Source organism: Exiguobacterium sp. JMULE1, assembly GCF_013337175.1.
Taxonomy (GTDB): Bacteria; Bacillota; Bacilli; order Exiguobacteriales; family Exiguobacteriaceae; genus Exiguobacterium_A; species Exiguobacterium_A indicum.
The window spans coordinates 2835001-2853167 of the sequence record NZ_SGWC01000002.1 but is presented as its reverse complement, the minus strand read 5'-3'; the positions used below and the strand labels follow the sequence as shown (position 1 = coordinate 2853167).

The 18167-nt window shown below is 47.6% G+C and carries 24 protein-coding genes and 1 riboswitch (1 of these 25 running past the window's edge); of the genes, 17 read left to right on the top strand and 7 right to left on the bottom strand.

Features of this window, described 5'->3' with window-relative positions; translation table 11 throughout:
* Positions 1-31 precede the first annotated feature (31 nt).
* Entirely contained in the window at positions 32-1477 is a 1446-nt protein-coding gene (locus EXW93_RS15035) for an alanine/glycine:cation symporter family protein (RefSeq protein WP_055969563.1), read from the top strand.
* Positions 1478-1562: 85 nt separating this feature from the next.
* Positions 1563-2024 carry a hypothetical protein gene (locus EXW93_RS15030; protein ID WP_029342856.1) on the top strand — a complete coding sequence of 154 codons (462 nt, stop codon included), beginning with the start codon at positions 1563-1565 and terminating at the stop codon, positions 2022-2024.
* Positions 2025-2148: 124 nt separating this feature from the next.
* On the opposite strand, the gene EXW93_RS15025 is transcribed toward EXW93_RS15030, so the two are convergent.
* On the bottom strand, positions 2149-2961 hold the full coding sequence (locus EXW93_RS15025) for an aldo/keto reductase (protein ID WP_023469640.1): 813 nt from the start codon (positions 2959-2961) through the stop codon (positions 2149-2151).
* A 158-nt stretch (positions 2962-3119) separates the two neighbouring features.
* Here EXW93_RS15025 and EXW93_RS15020 point away from each other — a divergent pair, with 158 nt between their 5' ends.
* Positions 3120-3323: a hypothetical protein gene (locus tag EXW93_RS15020; protein ID WP_035395656.1), complete on the top strand. Its 204-nt coding sequence runs from the start codon at positions 3120-3122 to the stop codon at positions 3321-3323.
* A 41-nt stretch (positions 3324-3364) separates the two neighbouring features.
* Here EXW93_RS15020 and EXW93_RS15015 read toward each other — a convergent pair whose 3' ends face one another.
* Together EXW93_RS15015 and EXW93_RS15010 are read right to left on the bottom strand one after the other, a co-directional pair.
* Positions 3365-4675 carry a Na+/H+ antiporter NhaC family protein gene (locus EXW93_RS15015; RefSeq protein WP_055969558.1) on the bottom strand — a complete coding sequence of 437 codons (1311 nt, stop codon included), beginning with the start codon at positions 4673-4675 and terminating at the stop codon, positions 3365-3367.
* 80 nt (positions 4676-4755) lie between these two features.
* A riboswitch (SAM riboswitch) is annotated at positions 4756-4860 on the bottom strand.
* A gap of 69 nt (positions 4861-4929) precedes the next feature.
* Positions 4930-5943, bottom strand: coding sequence for a metal ABC transporter solute-binding protein, Zn/Mn family (locus EXW93_RS15010; protein WP_055969556.1), 1014 nt, complete (start codon positions 5941-5943; stop codon positions 4930-4932).
* 170 nt (positions 5944-6113) lie between these two features.
* On the opposite strand from EXW93_RS15010, the gene EXW93_RS15005 reads away from it, so the two are divergent.
* Positions 6114-7103, top strand: a complete 990-nt coding sequence (locus tag EXW93_RS15005) for an alpha/beta hydrolase (protein ID WP_055969800.1) — start codon at positions 6114-6116, stop codon at positions 7101-7103.
* 17 nt (positions 7104-7120) lie between these two features.
* On the top strand, positions 7121-7711 hold the full coding sequence (locus tag EXW93_RS15000) for a histidine phosphatase family protein (RefSeq protein WP_133208387.1): 591 nt from the start codon (positions 7121-7123) through the stop codon (positions 7709-7711).
* On the opposite strand, the gene EXW93_RS14995 is transcribed toward EXW93_RS15000, so the two are convergent.
* A complete protein-coding gene (locus EXW93_RS14995) occupies positions 7708-8199 on the bottom strand; it encodes a YwpF family protein (protein ID WP_050678476.1) in 492 nt (163 codons plus the stop codon). The two genes, EXW93_RS15000 and EXW93_RS14995, sit on opposite strands and share 4 nt — an antisense overlap.
* A 143-nt stretch (positions 8200-8342) precedes the next feature.
* Between EXW93_RS14995 and EXW93_RS14990 the strand changes: the two genes are divergently transcribed.
* The gene (locus EXW93_RS14990; RefSeq protein ID WP_023469633.1) at positions 8343-8669 is read left to right on the top strand and encodes a hypothetical protein; all 327 of its coding nucleotides are present in this window, start codon (positions 8343-8345) and stop codon (positions 8667-8669) included.
* A 50-nt stretch (positions 8670-8719) separates the two neighbouring features.
* Here EXW93_RS14990 and EXW93_RS14985 read toward each other — a convergent pair whose 3' ends face one another.
* Positions 8720-10171, bottom strand: coding sequence for a nicotinate phosphoribosyltransferase (locus tag EXW93_RS14985; protein ID WP_023469632.1), 1452 nt, complete (start codon positions 10169-10171; stop codon positions 8720-8722).
* Positions 10172-10188: 17 nt separating this feature from the next.
* Complete coding sequence (locus EXW93_RS14980; protein WP_023469631.1) at positions 10189-10722, bottom strand: cysteine hydrolase family protein; 534 nt, start codon at positions 10720-10722, stop codon at positions 10189-10191.
* A 163-nt stretch (positions 10723-10885) separates the two neighbouring features.
* Here EXW93_RS14980 and EXW93_RS14975 point away from each other — a divergent pair, with 163 nt between their 5' ends.
* From EXW93_RS14975 to EXW93_RS14965, 3 genes are read left to right on the top strand one after another with little or no spacing between them, the layout of a single operon-like run.
* Positions 10886-11161 carry a 4a-hydroxytetrahydrobiopterin dehydratase gene (locus tag EXW93_RS14975; protein WP_174316701.1) on the top strand — a complete coding sequence of 92 codons (276 nt, stop codon included), beginning with the start codon at positions 10886-10888 and terminating at the stop codon, positions 11159-11161.
* Positions 11151-11651, top strand: a complete 501-nt coding sequence (locus EXW93_RS14970) for a hypothetical protein (protein ID WP_023469629.1) — start codon at positions 11151-11153, stop codon at positions 11649-11651. Before EXW93_RS14975 ends, EXW93_RS14970 begins: the two co-directional genes overlap by 11 nt.
* A 19-nt stretch (positions 11652-11670) precedes the next feature.
* A complete protein-coding gene (locus EXW93_RS14965; RefSeq protein ID WP_023469628.1) occupies positions 11671-11934 on the top strand; it encodes a hypothetical protein in 264 nt (87 codons plus the stop codon).
* A gap of 48 nt (positions 11935-11982) precedes the next feature.
* Here the strand turns inward: EXW93_RS14965 and EXW93_RS14960 are convergent, their stop codons facing one another.
* Positions 11983-12723 carry a rhomboid family intramembrane serine protease gene (locus EXW93_RS14960; protein ID WP_023469627.1) on the bottom strand — a complete coding sequence of 247 codons (741 nt, stop codon included), beginning with the start codon at positions 12721-12723 and terminating at the stop codon, positions 11983-11985.
* A gap of 68 nt (positions 12724-12791) precedes the next feature.
* On the opposite strand from EXW93_RS14960, the gene acpS reads away from it, so the two are divergent.
* The 8 genes from acpS to EXW93_RS14920 form a co-directional block, all read left to right on the top strand.
* Positions 12792-13172 (top strand): holo-ACP synthase, encoded by a 381-nt coding sequence (gene acpS, locus EXW93_RS14955; RefSeq protein ID WP_055969547.1) that lies wholly within the window; start codon positions 12792-12794, stop codon positions 13170-13172.
* Positions 13150-14223, top strand: a complete 1074-nt coding sequence (gene alr / locus EXW93_RS14950; RefSeq protein WP_023469625.1) for an alanine racemase — start codon at positions 13150-13152, stop codon at positions 14221-14223. Before acpS ends, alr begins: the two co-directional genes overlap by 23 nt.
* 139 nt (positions 14224-14362) lie before the next feature.
* Positions 14363-14587, top strand: a complete 225-nt coding sequence (locus EXW93_RS14945; RefSeq protein WP_023469624.1) for a hypothetical protein — start codon at positions 14363-14365, stop codon at positions 14585-14587.
* A 3-nt stretch (positions 14588-14590) separates the two neighbouring features.
* On the top strand, positions 14591-14941 hold the full coding sequence (locus EXW93_RS14940; protein ID WP_023469623.1) for a type II toxin-antitoxin system PemK/MazF family toxin: 351 nt from the start codon (positions 14591-14593) through the stop codon (positions 14939-14941).
* 194 nt (positions 14942-15135) lie between these two features.
* On the top strand, positions 15136-15462 hold the full coding sequence (locus EXW93_RS14935; RefSeq protein ID WP_023469622.1) for an STAS domain-containing protein: 327 nt from the start codon (positions 15136-15138) through the stop codon (positions 15460-15462).
* Positions 15459-15941 carry an anti-sigma B factor RsbW gene (gene rsbW / locus EXW93_RS14930; RefSeq protein ID WP_023469621.1) on the top strand — a complete coding sequence of 161 codons (483 nt, stop codon included), beginning with the start codon at positions 15459-15461 and terminating at the stop codon, positions 15939-15941. Before EXW93_RS14935 ends, rsbW begins: the two co-directional genes overlap by 4 nt.
* A complete protein-coding gene (gene sigB / locus EXW93_RS14925) occupies positions 15907-16704 on the top strand; it encodes an RNA polymerase sigma factor SigB (RefSeq protein ID WP_023469620.1) in 798 nt (265 codons plus the stop codon). Before rsbW ends, sigB begins: the two co-directional genes overlap by 35 nt.
* A 63-nt stretch (positions 16705-16767) precedes the next feature.
* Positions 16768-18167, top strand: the 5' portion of a protein-coding gene (locus EXW93_RS14920; RefSeq protein WP_174316700.1) for a Tex family protein. It continues 721 nt past the right edge of the window; the window shows 1400 of its 2121 coding nt (coding positions 1-1400); its start codon is at positions 16768-16770; its stop codon lies beyond the right edge, outside the window.

The window sequence follows — 18167 nt, the reverse complement described above, 5'->3', positions numbered from 1 at the left end:
GAGAAAAGATGGATGGAAGTGAGGAGATTTGATGGAAAAGGAATTAATGACGTTAGTGAATAGAGTCAGTGATTTGTTATGGACAAATGTATTGATCACGTTACTCGTCGTGTTAGGCATTTATTTTACATTTCGGATGCGATTCGTTCAATTCCGGATGATTCCGGAGATGATTCGCTTATTGTTCCAAGGGACAGATGATGGAAAAGACGGTGTCTCCCCGTTTCAAGCATTCGCGATCAGTACGGCAGCACGTGTCGGTACCGGAAACATCGCGGGTGTAGCGGCTGCAATCGCACTCGGCGGTCCGGGAGCAGTCTTTTGGATGTGGTTAATTGCCTTGATTGGATCGGCGTCAGCATTCGTCGAAAGTACGCTTGCTCAGATTTACAAGGTACGTGACGGAAAAGAATGGCGTGGTGGTCCAGCCTATTACATGGAAAAAGCACTTGGACAACGGTGGTTAGGAATCGTCTTTAGTGTTCTGATCACGATCTCATTTGGCTTTGTCTTCAACTCTGTCCAATCGAATACGATCTCGCTTTCTCTACAAAGTCAATATGGCGTGGATAAGATATGGATTACGGTCGGATTGGTCGTCTTGACGGCACTGATCATTTTTGGTGGTGTCCGCAGTATTGCGACAGTCGCTTCATTCATGGTTCCGATCATGGCAGGTGGTTATATCTTAATCGCCCTCTATATCATGGTGACGAATCTTGAAGTATTACCAAGTGTCTTTAAATTGATTTTCCAAGAAGGATTATTCGAGTTTAAGACATTAGCAGGGGGAGCAATCGGGGCGGCCGTTCTGAATGGTATTCGTCGCGGTTTGTTCTCGAACGAAGCCGGTATGGGTTCAGCACCTAACGCAGCGGCAACAGCGGAAGTCTCTCACCCGGTCAAACAAGGCTTGATTCAATCATTCGCGGTCTTCGTCGATACATTGATGGTCTGCTCGGCGACAGCGATGATCGTTCTCGTCAGTGGAGTTCCGACAAAAGATGCGAATGGAGATGCCTTAGCTGGTATTGATTTAGCACAGGGCGCACTTGCATCACAAGTTGGATCATTTGCGACAGGATTCATGGCACTCGCCATCTTCCTATTTGCGTTTAGTTCCGTCGTCGGAAACTACTACTACGGTGAATCGAACATCAACTTCATCCGTGAAAATAAACAAGTCATGATGGCATACCGCGTACTCGTCCTCGTCATGATCGTCTTCGGTTCACTTGTCGAGTCGGCTAGTCTCGTGTGGGCGTTAGCGGACATCTTCATGGGACTCATGGCGATCGTCAATCTGTATGCGATTTTCCGTCTTGCAAAGATAGCGAAGCTTGCCCTAGATGATTACATGACACAACGAAAAGCAGGGAAAGAGCCGCGATTCTATGCGGACTCGATTCCGAACTTGCCGGGGAAAGATACGCTTGAAGCATGGCAGGAATCAAAAGAAGATGAAAAAGCGATCTAAGGAAAGGGAGTCAGAGAAATCTGGCTCTTTTTTTGTATAGAACGAATTTAAAAAGGGAATACAGAGTACAGAAGGGAGGGGGAGAATGGAAAACGTACATTTCGTCCGCGTCACGGATGCGGTCTGGGAGTCGTTCGGAAACGATCCCCACATCATCATGGACTGGATTTTATTCATTCATGAGACACAACCCGATCATGAACAATTATTCGCTCTCGAACAGACGAACGCCATCTATCATTTGATGAATCAAATCGATATCTACATTGATCAAGACACACATTACAACCTGGGACGAGCGATCGTTGGCGAAGAGTTGATCGTCAACGAAGAAAAAGCGGCGATTGTCGGTATTCTTCCCTTGCCACTCCTCATCATATCGGCTGAGGTGATGCGGAATTTCGATCAACGGGCACTCGCTTCGATTCATGATGAAGCTGGAACACCGGGCGAATTCGAGGATATCTGGGAACAGTTTGCTGATTTACGTGCCTATTTTCAAAAAGCAGAAGAAGCGGAAGATACGATTTTAATTTATTATGTCTGAACAGCTTCAAGCATAAAAAAGAGACTCGCTTCCAAGTCGTAGACTGGAAACGGGTCTCTCGTCGTTCAGATGAAGCAAGACGTCTTCACATGGAAGCCGTTCTTTTTTTACGATAACCTTTAGATTAAAAATCGATTTCGTCCGGATCTGGTCCGAGGCGGACATCCGTTGCGATACGATCAATTTTCTCAAGATCATCAGCATCGAGTTGGAAATCAAAGACGTCGAAGTTTTCCGCAATGCGTGCTGGAGTGACGGATTTCGGAAGAGCGACGATGCCGTTGTCGAGGTGCCAACGTAAGACGACTTGTGAAGGTGTCTTGCCGTGCTTCTCTGCGATTTCCTTGAAATCATTGATTTCGAGGAATTTCCCTTGCATGAGTGGGCTCCATGCTTCGACTTGGATATTGTGATCTTGCAAGTATTCGTGTAGTTCGTGTTGCGGCAATTGTGGATGCAATTCGACTTGGTTGATCATTGGAGCCATCAATCCCTCTTCTGCCAATGTATCGAGGTGATGTTCCTTGAAGTTCGAGACACCGATCGCTTTGATCTTGCCTTCTTCGTACAATTCAACCATTGCTTTCCACGCTTCGATATAGCCTTCGACCGGCCAGTGGATGAGATAGAGGTCAAGATAATCTGTTTCGAGACGTTCGAGCGATTCTGCGAATGCTTCCTTCGTCCGACCGGCACGAATATCATCGTTCCAGACTTTTGACGTTAAGAAGAGATCCTCACGTTTCACGCCGCTTTCCTTGATTCCTTTTGCGACACCGCGCTCGTTTTTGTAGACAGCAGCTGTATCGATGTGACGATAGCCGACACGTAGTGCTTCAGCGACAGCAGCAGGTGCTTCTGTCTCTTCATCTACTTGCCAGACACCGAATCCGATTTGGGGAATCGTAATACCGTTTGAAAGTTTTGCGTATTGCATGTGTTACTCCTCCTCATAAAACGTAGTTTAGATTTGCTCGTTTAGTTTAGCATGAACGAACGAAGACGTCCGTTTCTATGCTCATGGAGAAATAGGATATGATATAAAATAGAAGCGTAATAAAATCTGAATGCCTGTCCGAAAAAGGAGGATAACAGATGGCTCAAAAGAATAAAAAGCTATCAAAGGGAGCTTGGCTTAGTATTGGTGCCTTGCTGGTCACACAAGCAGTGAGTCTGTTTTTCAGTGCACGAAAGTCAGGACGTAATCCATGGGTGTGGGGAGGTGCTGGACTCCTTCAGTTTCCACTTCCGGCAATCGCCTATTTGATCTTAGAAAGACAAGCAAAGCAGAAAAAATAACAAAACAGGTCTGATCATAGCGATCGGACCTGTTTTTATGATTAGGAAGAAATTTTTTCTTGCTTCGCAGCTGTCTTCTTCATGCGTGGCAATCCGAAGAAGATGGCGATTGATCCACAAACGAAGAGGAGGAACGGATAGAACAGATACGGAATCAGTTCAGGAGAAGCCGTCTTCGTCAATTCTGCTGCAATCAATAGTTGTGCCCCATACGGAATGATGCCTTGAATACCACAAGAGAAGATATCAAGGATACTCGCTGATTTCTTGCGATCGATTTCATACGTATCGGCGATTTCAGCTGCCAGTGGTCCAGCGACAAGAATCGAGATCGTATTGTTCGCCGTTGCGAGGTTCGTCGCACTAACGAGTGCCGCCATACTGAATTCGGCACCGCGACGCTGTGAAATCTTGCGCGTCAGCGTCTCTTTCAAGTAAGCAATTCCACCGTTGAACGTAATCAAACTGACGAGACCACCCATGAGGAGCGTCAAGATTGAAATCTCTGCCATGCCCATCATTCCTTTTGACATCGAAAGGACGAACCCACTTAAACCGAAGCTATTGTCAATCATACCGATGATGCCAGTGAGCAATGTACCACCGACGAGAACGAGGATGACATTAACACCAAATAGTGCAAGGACGATGACGGCGAGATATGGAATCAATTTGTAGAACTCGAATGCTTTAGCCGTTACCGCATCGCCAGAACCAGAAACGAATGCGAGTAAGATGACCGTCAAGATGGCAGCCGGGAGAACGATCATGAAGTTCGTTCGGAACTTATCACGCATGTTCGTTTTTTGCGTTCGAACGGCAGCGATCGTCGTATCTGAGATGAACGACAAGTTATCGCCGAACATCGAACCCCCAACGACTGATGCTGCTGCGATCGCGACGTTGATGCCTGTTGCTTCATGAATACCGAAAGCGATCGGCGCGAGCGCGGCAATCGTTCCGGTAGATGTCCCCATCGCCATCGAGATGAAGGCAGCGATGACGAACAGACCGCTCATCAGGAGTGACGGAGGTAGGAACGTCAAAGCAGCATTGACGGTCGCATCGATGGCACCGATTGCTTCTGCCGTTCCAGAAAACGTACCGGCTAATAAGAAGATGAAGACCATGATCATGATATCGGGATTTCCGGCACCGGTTGCGATTCGTTCGACCGTTTGATTGATGGATCCTTTCGTTGTGATTGCAGCAAAGATTAAAGCAATCAATGCGGCGATAAGGATCGGAAATTTGTAAAAGTCGTCATAGAAGATCCCGGCTCCGATGAAGAGGACCAGGAATACGACGAGGGGAAGCAGTGCCCATTTGTTAGGCGTGATCGTTTCATTCATTGTTGACACCTCGTTTCTCAAAGGTACAAAAAAAGACCCCTTCGCAAGAAAGAAGGAGGTCTTTATGAAAAAAGACGCTCTTCTTATCTCTCAAGCTTTCGCTTGCTGGATTTGGCACAGTACGAATCAAATCGTCCGCTGCCGAAACATCATTGGGCCAGTCCCTCCGTTTCTCGCGATAAAAAGAAGTCATTCAATTGTTGTAAAACACGTTTCTTACCGTACCGCATTGAGTAACGCGTGTCAACTGTACTTTACTGAAGTGCTTGTTTTAATGTTTGGACGTTTTCTTCCATCAACTTGAAGTACGAGCTGTTTTGTTGCGCTTTCGTGACCGACTCTAGATTATGAATCGTCACGGATTCAGCTCCGATTTCTTTTTGGATGACACGTGCGACCTTCGGTGAGACCGTCTCTTCGAACGCGACGTATTTCAAATCATGCATCCGTGCTTCTTTCACTAAAGTGGCCAGTTGCTTTTGTGACGGTTCATCGGAAGGAGAAATTCCCGCGATCGGCAGTTGTGTGAAACCATATCGTTCTGCGAGGTAACCATAAGCGGCATGCGTAACGAGAAGTTCTTTTTTTGATCCATCAGCGACGGCTTGTTTAAATTGTTCGTCCAATTCATCAGCTTGCTGATCGAACGCTTTTAAGTTTTTCTCGAATGTTGCTTTGTCTTTTGGTACTTCTTTTGATAAAGCAGTTGTAATCGAGTGTGCCATTGCTTTTGCGTTGACAGGGTCGAGCCAGACGTGTGGATCGTATTTTCCGTGGTCATGACCCTCTTCTTCATGCGCATGTTCGTCCGTTGCGTGATCATCGTGCCCTTCTTCTTCGTGAGCATGTTCGTCTTCTGTATGCCCCTCTTCTTCATGTGCATGAAGCGTAGCATCCGATTCTAGCAAGTTGACGTCTTTACTCGTCTCAATGAAGCGGACGTCCGTGCCTTTTAAGCTCTCTTGGATTTTTTTCGAATACGGCTCGAGCGTCGTGCCCGTTAAGAGGAACAAGTCACCCTTAGCAATTTCAGTGAGTTGTTTTGACGTCGGCTCGTAAGAGTGAGGATCTGCTCCAGGTGGGACGATCATCTTGACGTCGACTTGATCACCACCGATTTCGCGGGCAATAGCAGCTGTTGCGAACGTCGATGCATAGACTTCTGTCTGGGTTTTATCTGAAGTCGATGAATCGGTATTCGAACCGCAAGCGGCGAGGACACTTGCACTCGCGAAGGCGATTGTTAAAGCAGGAATAATTTTTTTCATTATATGATACCTCCATTATTAAAACGTAACAATTCCGATTTGGACTTTCTCACTATAGCGGAACGCTGGTGAAGCGTCAAGTAGGAATACCGAGACGTTCGACATCTTTTAAAACGGGGTAAAAGGATAATAAAGTGAAGAAACTGGCACGTCTTTTTGGAGGTGATCAAGTGAAACGTGAAACTGCATGGCTAATGGGGGGAGCTGCATTATTGACGACGGCAGCAGCGGGAGCGAGTATCTGGAACAATTATGGTGCACTACTTCGATGGACCGAACCCGCCTTGCCACTCACAGAAAAACAACTTGCACCGCGGACGCTCACCTACAAACAGGTGGGAGACCGCATCTTACAACTCGATCTCTATTATCCACCAGGAGAAGGACCGTTTCCAGTTGCCATCTATGCACACGGTGGTGCATTCGTTCGTGGAGAGCGCGATGACATGTTCTGCTTTAGTCCAATCGTTGATCGACTACTTGAACTCGGAGTTGCCGTCTGTAGTATTGAGTATCGTTTGTTCGAAGAGGGCAGTTATTTTCCGGATAACCTCGAAGATGTACGGGATGCGTTATGTTTTTTGAATAAGGAAGCAGAGGGTCTTCGAATTCTAAGAGGACGGATGATGGTATGGGGAGATTCAGCCGGAGCCGCACTCATGCTGACGACGGCACTTGCCCCATCTGCTTTCGTTGGTGAGCGCGATGAGCGGCACATGCCATTGATCAGTGGTGTGATCGCTTTATATCCACCGACGAACTTTTTGCTGTTTAATTTCATTCAGACTTGGATTGCCCATATTAAGTTCTACAAGGGGGGACGAGAAGAATGGCGCAAGCTGATGACGCACGTCTCACCCGTCACACATTTATCGTCGGATGCTCCGCCAATCATGCTCTTGCACGGTAAAAAAGATCCGATTGTTCCGTTTTCTCAAGCCTTGCATTTCGTTGAGAAGGGAGCGGATGTCGGAGCCGATGTTCGTTTGTTTTCCTTTCCGAATGGTACGCACTCACTTGCTAGTTTCGCTCAGACGGAAAATCCGTTAAAGATCGAACGATTGCTTGAACGAATTGAACATTTCACCTGTCAGGTACTACTGTTGCCACCTCGACAACTTCCGAATGGAAAACATGATACAATCAGTCATATTTCTTAAATGAGGGAGACAGAGACATGACTGAAATTTGTTTAGTGCGGCATGGTCAGACGGATTGGAACTTAAACGAACGGATTCAAGGAAGAGAAGATATCCCGTTGAATGCAACAGGAAGAAGACAAGCGGAACTCAGCGCCGCTTATCTATCGAATGAAAAGTGGGATGTCCTGTTAGCAAGTCCCTTGTCGCGTGCCGTTGAGACGGCGGAAATCATCGGTCGTGCTGTTGGCTTAACGATTACAGCGACAGACGAGCGACTTGTCGAACGCGAATTCGGAGCCGCTTCCGGTGAACCAGTCGCAGCGATTTACGAGGCTGTTCAAGCGAACGATACGACACTTGTGCCGGGTCTTGAAACGGAACAAGCCATCCAGGATCGCGTGTTCGATGCGTTACAGGAAGCGACACGCATGTATGAAGGGAAACGAATTCTAATCGTCTGTCACTCGCATACGATCAAGGCAGCCTTATCATCGATTGATGCGACGTTCAGTTACCGGACACCTTTGAAAAACGCGTGTGCGAATTATATCCATCATACAGATCACTATACGATTGACCGAATCAACGTAGCGGACCACATCACGGATGAGGTCGAAAAACCTTAAGAAACGGGTGCGTTCGGATGCTCTGTCAAATATTGCTTGAATGTTTCTTTAGCGATGCTTGTGATATGGGCGCCACGTTTCGAACGACGATCCTTATATTCTTGAACGAGTTCTTCGCCAGCGAATCCATCTTCGACGACTTCGCGTAAGATCGATTCAGATAAATCATTCTTCATCATGACCATCTTACCCGTGAAGACATACGAGACGTTTTCGCTTAAGACAGTCCGTTCAAGGGGCGTGACGATCATCGCGGCAGGGTCATTATCAGGTCGTGAGATCGTGATTTCAATCAAAGCACGTAAATGTTTTGTGAACAATTCATCGACGATCGGCTGATCCGTTGGAGGAACGACGATTTCTGCAACCCACTGTGCCGTCTGTTCGGTACTGACCGTCAATCCGTCCTGAATGGCGACGGGAATCGTCGTATCACGTCCTGACTCGTCCATTAAAATGCGTAAAGTGCATAACTTAAAGGTTTTCATGAAAAAAATGCCCTCCCTTGATCGCTTACGATTTTCCTACAGTATACCGTGAGGAATGTAAGACGGGAAACTTTTCCTGACGAAATTCGTATGAACTATGTTTAAATAAGACTAGATACTACTAAACAGGAGGATCGTTCATTATGCCGCAAGTACTCATTGGAATATTAGGAATCCTGGGTATCATTCTACTTGCCCACCATATCATCATGTATTGGCATGCTGAACCGACAGACCGCCCGACGCTTGCATATCGCATTGCGCTCCTGATTGCCTGTTTGCTACTCATTAGTGGAAGTGATCATTTAATCAGTATTTTCTACGCGGATTCCTTAGCTGAATTCGGTCAACGCATCACGTATATCGTCTTCATCGGAGGTGCACTTGGCTTCGCATGGTACTTTCGTAAGAAGATGGAACAAGCGCCAACAGAAATGACACCTGTCGGAAACGAAGCAGGATTAACATGAGAAAAAGCGCCGTTCATCCTGAGGGAGGAAGAACGGCGCTTTTTGGCGTCTTATTTTAACCCACTTGCCAGTCGGGTATCCCGAATCATGTCGAGTTTGAGCTTCCAGAGACGATCGCTGAATGTGACAGCATAGATCTCTGGCAAGCGCAGTCGTTTGTACTCTTCCCACAGACGACCAATCTGTGTTTCGTGGAAGTGGCGACTCTCTTCGATCGTCGGCACTGTATAGATCAACTCTCCATCCTTGAAGATCGGTTCAAGTAAGCGCTCGACCTTGAACTGTTCGATGCGGTTCCGGAACGATGGGTCCCGGACGTCGATGAGATCGACAGCTTCAAGTGTTGACGGATCTTCGTCCATCAACGTCACGTAATCGCCTTTGAACTTATCCGTCACCGGATCGATGATGCGATAGACTTCCTTGATATGGGGCGTCGTCGTCTTGGCTTTTGACGAGGATACTTTAATGACGGGTACGAGCTCGCCATCTACTTCACGTGCGACCAATTTGTAGACCATCCCAAGAGCCGGTTGCTCGTAAGCCGTGATGCCGCGTGTTCCGACGAGGAACGTATTGGCTTGGGCACCTTGGATGCGCAAGTCCTGGATGACGTATTCGTCGAGGTCCCCTGATAAGACGATGTCGACTTCCGGGAAGCCAGCTTCGTCAAGCATGTTACGGGCACGTTTTGACAGGTAGGATAAGTCGCCAGAATCGATCCGGATGCCGCGCAGTTTATGCCCTTTGGCTTGGAGTTCCTTCGCAACCGTGATCGCATTCGGAAGACCACTCTTGAGCGTATCGTACGTATCGACGAGTAATGTCGCCTGATCCGGATAATGAGAAGCGAATGTCCGGAATGCCGTCAATTCGTCATCGTGGAATTGAATGTCGGCATGTTCCATCGTTCCACCACACGGAATGCCGAAGTCGCGTCCTGCTGAAGCAAGACTTGTGACGTCAAAACCAGCCAGGTATGAAGCACGCGTACCGAAGTAAGCGGCATCGATGCCTTGCGCGCGACGGGCACCAGCTTCGAGGAACTTCGCACGGGGAGCCGATTGACGAATACGTGCGTATTTCGTCGCGATGAGCGATTCGTGGTTCGCGATGTTCAGAATCGCGGTCTGTAAGAGTTTTGCTTCAAAGATGCGTGCCTCGATCCGAATCAGTGGTTCGTTCGGGAAGACGATCTCGCCTTCTTTGACACTTGAAATCGAGCCATTGAACTTGAACTGACGCAGTTCATCCTTGAACTCATCCGGGAAGCCAATCATCTCTTGCAAGTACGTGATATCTTCTTCCGTGAAACGGAGTGTTTGAATATACTCGATGATATTTTCGAGACCCGCAAAGACGACATAGCCTCCTGCGAACGGATTCGAACGGTAGTAAACATCAAAGACGGCACGTTCATTATGACGTCCTTCTTTCCAATAGATATACATCCACCGTGGTAAGTACAGATCGGTATGGAGTGCAAGATTACGTTGTAACATGACGGACAGATCCCTTCTTATTCGCCGACGACTTCTGCGCCGATCGATTGTTTAAAGTGTGTAAGCGCCCACTCGTGACCAGTCGCGTTAAAGCTTGCGACCGCATCGGCATGAACGACGATACGATATCCGAGATTGTAGGCATCGACAGCTGTATGAAGGACACAAATGTCCGTACAGACACCGACGAGGTGGACTTCGTGGATACCGCGTTCACGCAAGCGTAAATCGAGGTCCGTCCCGGCGAACGCACTATAACGCGTCTTGTCGATGACGTGATCAGCGACCCGTGCCATGGCTGCGACTTTCCCGAACAGATCACGTCCATGTGTTCCGCGGATATTATGTGGCGGGAAGAGGACGGTTTCCGGGTGGAATGTATCGCCTTCTTCGTGAATATCGTTAGCGATGACGACGTAGTCTTCCGTTGAAAACTCCTCCATCAACGTAGCAATTCGATCTTCAATCGCTTGTCCTGGTTTTCCACAAGTCAGCTTTCCTTCGTCAGCAACGAAATCGATCGTGTAATCAATGACAATCAGAGCGCGCATATGCGTAAGCCCCTTTCCGATTTTGAATTAGTGTTCTCTTTCACATTGTACTCTATCTCACACAGAAGGCAAAAGGAAGAAATCGGATACAAACAGGTATAGAGAAGTAAAAGAATGGGGTATAAGGTATAGGACGAAAATGATAGTAGAGGAGGAGAAAGGGATGGCTAGGTTGAATGAGTATGAAGTGGAAGAGCGTCTTGAGCGGTTGCAAGATTGGAGTGTCGTGGATGATGAAATCGTCCGGACCTATACACTTGCATCGTTTCCTGAGGCACTGGATTTCGTACAGGAAGTCGGAAGTATCGCTGAAAACTTGAATCATCATCCACGAATCGTGATCGACTATAAAAACGTCACACTTGCAGCGACGACTCATGATGAAAACGGATTGACGGAAAAAGACTTTCAACTTGCGGAGGCCTGTGATGCCATCTAAACTTTCGATTACATTCGGTAGCGGTTCGTTCGTTGAACAAATTCGTTCCCGTGATGCTCATATTCGTGTCGCTAGCGGAAGCGGCGATGCCATCCTCTGGATGGAGACGGACTCGAAATCACCTTTTCAAAGTGGCAATACCTATACGTTGCTCGAATCACGTGGCAATTTTTCGGACGAAGGCAGTCTCTTCTACTGGTCGATTCCGGCAGATCAAAATAGCGGAGATCTATTCGTACATCAAGTGATGTCGAATCCGAAAGTCATCGGAGCAGAATATGGTGGCTTCCAGGCATTTCGGATTGGACGTGTCGAGAAGGGGACGGATCTTGCCTTATTGATTCAGTTCCAAGAGACAGGGGACGGAGCTCGTTATGCAAAATCAGTTGAACGTCTTACGGTAGACCAGTATGCTGAAGAGGCAGGGAAGTCGTTCGCGCCTTCTCCCGTCATGAAACGGTATCAAATCGTACCACCAACAAATGAGTGAGATGCAGGGGGACTAACAGATGAAAAAGAACTATTTTGTCGTAGCAACACTCGGTGGCGCACTCGTCGGCGCTACTTTATCACTACTGCATAAAGATACGCGCCAAGCGCAGTTTGCAGCAGTGAAACGGACATTCAGCGGCGCAGGAACACAATTGTCTGCTGTCAAACAAGATCCAAAAGGGCGCTTTGAAGAACTAAAAGCACTCTATACGGACAATCAGGAGACGATCCATAATCTGATTGACGACGTGAAGGACTTAGCAGAAGTACTTCGCAAATAAGCAAAAAAAGGACTCGCGCGTGTAGCGGAGTCCTTTTTTTATGCCATTTTACAAGTAGCGGAAGAATAATCCGAGTACGGCAAACGCGATGATGATATAGAAGAAGATCCGACCGAGTTGACCAGAACCGCTTACGAAGACAGGTCCACCGCTCGATCGACGACCGGTTTGGAAAGGACGTGTGAATGGAACGGCACGATTACCAAAGACGAATCCGAAGAGGAATCCGAGGACGAAACCGTACAAGTGACCGAATACAGCGACATTTGAGCCAAGTAACGTAAAGACTGCCGTGACCGCAGTAAAGATATACACAAGACGTGTATCGTCTGCTAGGATGACTGTCCGCTTGAATCGGCTCAAGTAGACATAAAACCCAAGCAAACCAAGAATGGCACCCGATGCTCCAGCTTGACCGTAAAACGGTTCATTGATTTTCGTGAAGTACGTCAAGATGTTCGCGAGCGTACCGACGAGCAAGTAAAAAGCGGCAAATCGAGCATGTCCGATCATCCGCTCAAGCGGTGGAGCGAAGATGACGAGAGCAAACGTGTTGAACGCAATGTGCCAAAAATCATAATGCAAGAACGTGGCCGTGACGACACGCCACCATTCACCTTGTCCAATTAAGAGATTGATTGCTGCGCCTGCACTTAAAGGAGAGAACGTCAGATTAAGGAGTGCACCTAACTGTTCGATGACAAACAGGGCGACTTGGATTAAAATGAACAACGAAACGACCGGATAAGAACGTGTGAACGTTTGTAGGTTTTCCGTTCGACTAAACATGACAACACCTCGCTTCATCTTCATTCTATATGAAGATGGCGAAGAATAGAACTGTGGAGGCGTCTCGGATGATTTATGGAATTGGCATCGATTTGGTGGAACTGGATCGAATCGAGCAAACGCTTGAGCGGCAGCCACGTTTTGCCGGAAGAATCTTAACGCAGATAGAGCAGGAACGCTATCAATCGCTCTCAGGACACCGTCGCATCGAGTACCTCGCTGGACGTTTCGCTGCAAAGGAAGCGTTCGTCAAAGCATTCGGAACCGGCGTCGGAAAAGAAGTTTCCTGGCAAGACGTTGAAATTTTAAACGATGAGACAGGGCGACCGATCATGAGTGGACCATTCGATGGCGTCATCCACGTCTCGATCACACATTCAGAGCATTATGCATCTGCGCAAGTCTTATTAGAGAAGAGGGAATGGGATGTACCGACCAACTTGGATTGAAATCGATCGGGAAGCGATCGCACATAATATACGCGAAATCAAAACACGGATGGGCGAACAACAGGTGATGGCGGTCGTCAAGGCGGACGGCTATGGTCATGGGGCAGTGACGGTCGCTGAGATCGCTCTTGAGAACGGAGCCGACTTACTCGCTGTCGCGCTCCTCGAAGAAGCGATCGAGTTGCGAGAAGCGGGTATCCAAGCACCGATCTTGATGCTTGAGGCTTTACTACCGGAACATGCGACGGTCGCTTCGAATTATGATGTCGCCGTTCCTGTCTTTTCAGCCGATTGGCTTCAGGAAGCGAAACGTCATTTGACAGAAATCGATCATCTTCGTCTGCATATCAAGGTCGATACCGGAATGGGACGACTCGGACTGCAACATGTCGATGAGTTGAAGCGAATTCTTGCTGAATGTGATGATGATCTCGTCGAACTCGAAGGCATCTATACGCATTTCGCGACTGCTGACGAGTTGAACAGCCGATTGTTCGAACGCCAACTTGAAACGTTTTTATCGTATGTCGCACTAGTACCGGATATCCGTTACATCCACTGTGCCAATTCGGCGGCAGCGATTCGTCTAGCAGGTCAAGCGCCGTTTAACGTCGTTCGAGTCGGTATCGCTTTATATGGGGCGATGCCGTCGGATGAGATGGCAGGACATTACGAGTTCTTAAAACCGGCGTTTTCACTGAAAAGTCGTCTGATGCAGGTCAAACAAGTCGAGCCCGGTCAAACGATCAGTTACGGGGCGACCTATACGGCACCGACGGATGAATGGATCGGTACTGTTCCGATCGGTTACGCGGATGGCTGGTCACGCAAGTTCCAAGGCTACTCATTGATTGTGGACGGTCTACCGTGTGAAATCGTTGGTCGAGTCTGCATGGACCGGCTCATGATTCGATTACCAAGGGAATATCCAATCGGAACGGAAGTCATTCTGATTGGAGAAGGGGCACCGATCGAGGAAGCAGCCCATTGGCTTGGGACAATCAACTATGAAGTTCTCTGTCAATTCTCGAAGCGCGTGCCGCGTCAATGATTCGTACAAGACATCAATAAGATGGCAAAAATATGTTATTTGTTTGAATTTTGATTGTATTTTCTGAATTCGACTGATATATTGAAGTAGAAAGTGAGTCGTTCGTTAAGGTTTCAGTGAATCTGGAGGTGCCATTATCTTGGTCCAACAACGGGAAATGCAGTTTGTTGAGCGAAATGTAGCGAAGGAGACGATTGGGATGAAGTCGAACCATACGACCGAAGAACGCAAGCGTCAGCTACGTGAGGAATTGAAACGTGGTTACGAAGAAATGGCAGCAATCAATTTATCGATCGTTGGCGAAATGTTCCAGATTGAAACGGAGGCGGAGTTCTCACTCCTACGTCAAGTAAGCGGGGTGTAAGCTTTGATAGTCAAACGTGGCGACGTGTTTTATGCAAATTTGTCACCTGTGGTCGGATCGGAACAAGGGGGAGTTCGTCCCGTGCTTGTTCTACAAAATGATATTGGTAACCGATTCAGCCCGACAGTCATCGTGGCTGCGATCACGGCACAGATCGACAAAGCCAAACTACCGACCCATGTGGAAGTATATCGAGAGCGACACGGATTAGAACGTGATTCGGTCATCTTACTTGAGCAAATCCGTACAATTGATAAACGCCGTCTAACGGATAAAGTCACACATCTAGATCCAGACACGATGATGAAAGTAAATAGTGCCGTCGCAATCAGCTTAGGCTTGGTTGATTTTTAGGCACTTACATAGAAGCGCAACACAAGAAGAGTCGATACTAGCGTATGCGACTTTTTTTGACCTCTTTTTTTATGAAATGGGTTTTAAAGTTTTCTTTACGGGGAAACATACCCAAGTGACCTTTTTATAAAGGGATGAGGTAGGATGAATAGCAAAACCACATAGACAGATTTTCCTTGAGGAGGAACTTGAAGATGGATTTAACAATTAAAACAGAGCAGCTTGACGGTCAGACGCATCTTTATATCGCAGGTGAGATTGATACGTATACAGCACCAAAGCTTCGCCAAGAACTAGTCCCGGCAGTTGAAACAAACGATGTCGTCGTCCATTTGGATGAAGTACACTACATGGATTCGACAGGTCTCGGCGTGTTCGTCGGAGCACTCAAAGCAGCGAAAAAGAACGGTACATCGTTCACGCTCGTCGGCGTTTCTGAACGCATCCGTCGTCTATTCGAAATTACAGGTCTTTCAAGCATCATTACAATCGATAGTGGTGTAAGAGGTGGAACGCAATGAAGAACGAACAACTAAACATGACATTACCGGCAAAACCGGAATATGTAGCCATTGCCCGTCTGACGGTTTCAGGTGTCGCGAACCGGATGGGATACACGTATGATGACATCGAAGATATCAAGATCGCTGTCTCAGAAGCATGTGCGAACGCTGTTCAACATGCGTACGAAGGAAAAGAAGATGGTAGCATCGCCTTGACATGTAACGTCTATCCGGATGATCGTCTCGAGATTGTCGTCAAGGATAACGGCATTACGTTCGATAAAGATGAGGTCAAACGCCAAAGTGAACCGATTACGGATGCACACGATCTCGATTCCTTGCATGAAGGAGGACTCGGTATCTTGATGATCGAAGCATTGATGGATCAAGTAACGATCGAGAAAGCGAACGGCGTCACTGTCCATATGACAAAATATATGAATAGAGATGAGGTGGGTCAAAGTGCCAGCAAAGTCTCAACAACGCCATCACAGTGATGATGAAGTACTTCGACTGATTGATTTGTATCAGCAGGACGACCAAGATGAGGAAGTGCATGCGGCATTACTCGAGCGTTATTCAGACTTGGTAGAAGCTTTGGCCCGAAAGTTCTCGCGTGGTCGACCGATTCATGACGATCTTGTTCAGGTCGGCATGATTGGGTTGCTTGCAGCGCTTCGTCGCTTCGATAAGGAATTCGGTCGCAGTTTTGAGTCGTTTGCTGTTCCGACGATCATCGGTGAAATCAAACGTTTCATCCGCGATAAGACATGGAGCGTTCACGTTCCACGTCGCATCAAGGAACTCGGACCGAAAATCAAGAAGGCAGTCGAGGAGTTGACGACGGAGTTGCAACGCTCTCCGCGCATCGATGAGATTGCTGCGCGTCTTGAAGTATCGGAAGAGGAGGTCCTCGAAACACTTGAGATGGGTAAAAGCTATCAAGCGTTATCCGTTGATAGTTCGATTGAGGCAGATCAGGAAGGTAGTACTGTTACGTTACTCGACCTCGTCGGGAATCAAGAAAACGGCTATGACTCCGTCGATCAGCGTCTGATTCTTGAAAAGGCATTTGCTGTCTTAACGGACCGCGAACGTTCGATTCTCGAATGTGCCTACTACCGTAATATGAGTCAAAAAGAAACGGGCGAACTACTCGGCATTTCGCAAATGCACGTTTCCCGTCTCCAACGACGCGCTTTACAGAAGTTACGTGAAGCGATCAAAGTCGAACCAAATGAAGTATTCTCAAAAGACTGACCTCGTGTCAGTCTTTTTTCTTTTCCATGCGTTCTTCGGTATAATGAATGAGAGGTGAAGCAGATGGAAAAGAGAATCGCAAGTGAATTGAATGTACGTCCTGCGCAAGTGAAGGCAGTCTTACAATTGACGGAAGAAGGCGGTACGATTCCGTTCATCGCCCGCTACCGGAAAGAACAGACAGGTGAACTCGATGAGGTCGCGATCAAAGCGATTCTCGATCGACATAAACAATTAACGCAACTTGAAAGTAGACGGAGTGACGTCCTTGAAAAAATCGAGGAGCAAGGTGCATTGACGCCGGAACTCCTTCGAACGCTCGAGGAAGCGACGACGTTACAACAAGTCGAAGATATCTATTTACCGTTTCGACCAAAACGTCGGACAAAGGCGGAAATTGCACGGGAAGCAGGGCTTGCACCACTTGCCGACTGGTTCCGCGACAAGTCTGCTTATGATGAAGCGACATTCCATCGCTTGAGCAATGGGCTGGATCCGGAAGAAGCGCTTACTGGGGCACAATCGATCATTTCCGAGGAGTGGGGCGAACAAGCGACGGTGCGTGAGTTCATTCGTAAGCAAATGCGCCGTTCAGCAGAAATCGTCACGAAACAGAAAAAGGATGCAGTCGATGAAAAAGGTGTCTTTGCACAGTATTATGCCTACAGTGAGCGTATCCAACAGATCGTTCCGCACCGGATTCTTGCGATTAACCGTGCGGAAGCATTGAAAATCGTCTCTGTGAAAGTCGTGTTAGAGGAACAACAGGTTTTACCGACATTATTTCGTTCCTACGCACAACTGGCGCCAAAGAAACGTGATATCGTCGAAGCAGCGATCACGACGGGCTATAAAAAATCGGTCTTTCCTGCCATCGAACGAGAAATTCGAAATGAACTGACGGAAAAGGCAGAGTTCCAAGCGATTGACGTCTTTGGTAAGAATCTCCGTCAACTCTACATGCAACCACCGATGAAAGGGAAAGTCATGTTGGGACTGGATCCGGCCTACCGGACAGGATGTAAGTGGGCAGTCATCGATCCGACAGGTGAAATGAAGGAAGTCGGCGTCATTTACGTGACGATGTCAGAGCAAAAAGCAAAAGAAGCACGTCAAACCCTTTCGCAGCTCGTTGATACATACGGGATCGAGTTGATTGCAATCGGCAATGGTACAGCTTCACGGGAAACAGAAGCATTTGTTGCGGACTGGATGAAGGGGCAAACAGATATCGCCTTTACAATCGTCGACGAGGCAGGGGCGAGTATTTATTCCGCTTCAGAGATTGCCCGGACGGAGTTTCCAGAGCTTCAGGTCGAACAACGATCCGCGATTTCGATTGCGCGTCGTTTGCAGGATCCACTCGCTGAACTTGTCAAAGTCGACCCGCAGTCTGTTGGAGTTGGTCAATATCAACATGATGTCTCGCAAACGAAACTGAAGGAGACACTTGATTTTGTTGT

Coding starts and splice junctions, on each gene's coding strand:
- EXW93_RS15035 (WP_055969563.1), top strand. CDS start 32: ATGGAAAAGGAATTAATGACGTTAGTGAATAGAGTCAGTGATTTGTTA.
- EXW93_RS15030 (WP_029342856.1), top strand. CDS start 1,563: ATGGAAAACGTACATTTCGTCCGCGTCACGGATGCGGTCTGGGAGTCG.
- EXW93_RS15025 (WP_023469640.1), bottom strand. CDS start 2,961: ATGCAATACGCAAAACTTTCAAACGGTATTACGATTCCCCAAATCGGA.
- EXW93_RS15020 (WP_035395656.1), top strand. CDS start 3,120: ATGGCTCAAAAGAATAAAAAGCTATCAAAGGGAGCTTGGCTTAGTATT.
- EXW93_RS15015 (WP_055969558.1), bottom strand. CDS start 4,675: ATGAATGAAACGATCACGCCTAACAAATGGGCACTGCTTCCCCTCGTC.
- EXW93_RS15010 (WP_055969556.1), bottom strand. CDS start 5,943: ATGAAAAAAATTATTCCTGCTTTAACAATCGCCTTCGCGAGTGCAAGT.
- EXW93_RS15000 (WP_133208387.1), top strand. CDS start 7,121: ATGACTGAAATTTGTTTAGTGCGGCATGGTCAGACGGATTGGAACTTA.
- EXW93_RS14995 (WP_050678476.1), bottom strand. CDS start 8,199: ATGAAAACCTTTAAGTTATGCACTTTACGCATTTTAATGGACGAGTCA.
- EXW93_RS14990 (WP_023469633.1), top strand. CDS start 8,343: ATGCCGCAAGTACTCATTGGAATATTAGGAATCCTGGGTATCATTCTA.
- EXW93_RS14985 (WP_023469632.1), bottom strand. CDS start 10,171: ATGTTACAACGTAATCTTGCACTCCATACCGATCTGTACTTACCACGG.
- EXW93_RS14980 (WP_023469631.1), bottom strand. CDS start 10,722: ATGCGCGCTCTGATTGTCATTGATTACACGATCGATTTCGTTGCTGAC.
- EXW93_RS14975 (WP_174316701.1), top strand. CDS start 10,886: ATGGCTAGGTTGAATGAGTATGAAGTGGAAGAGCGTCTTGAGCGGTTG.
- EXW93_RS14970 (WP_023469629.1), top strand. CDS start 11,151: ATGCCATCTAAACTTTCGATTACATTCGGTAGCGGTTCGTTCGTTGAA.
- EXW93_RS14965 (WP_023469628.1), top strand. CDS start 11,671: ATGAAAAAGAACTATTTTGTCGTAGCAACACTCGGTGGCGCACTCGTC.
- EXW93_RS14960 (WP_023469627.1), bottom strand. CDS start 12,723: ATGTTTAGTCGAACGGAAAACCTACAAACGTTCACACGTTCTTATCCG.
- acpS (WP_055969547.1), top strand. CDS start 12,792: ATGATTTATGGAATTGGCATCGATTTGGTGGAACTGGATCGAATCGAG.
- alr (WP_023469625.1), top strand. CDS start 13,150: ATGTACCGACCAACTTGGATTGAAATCGATCGGGAAGCGATCGCACAT.
- EXW93_RS14935 (WP_023469622.1), top strand. CDS start 15,136: ATGGATTTAACAATTAAAACAGAGCAGCTTGACGGTCAGACGCATCTT.
- rsbW (WP_023469621.1), top strand. CDS start 15,459: ATGAAGAACGAACAACTAAACATGACATTACCGGCAAAACCGGAATAT.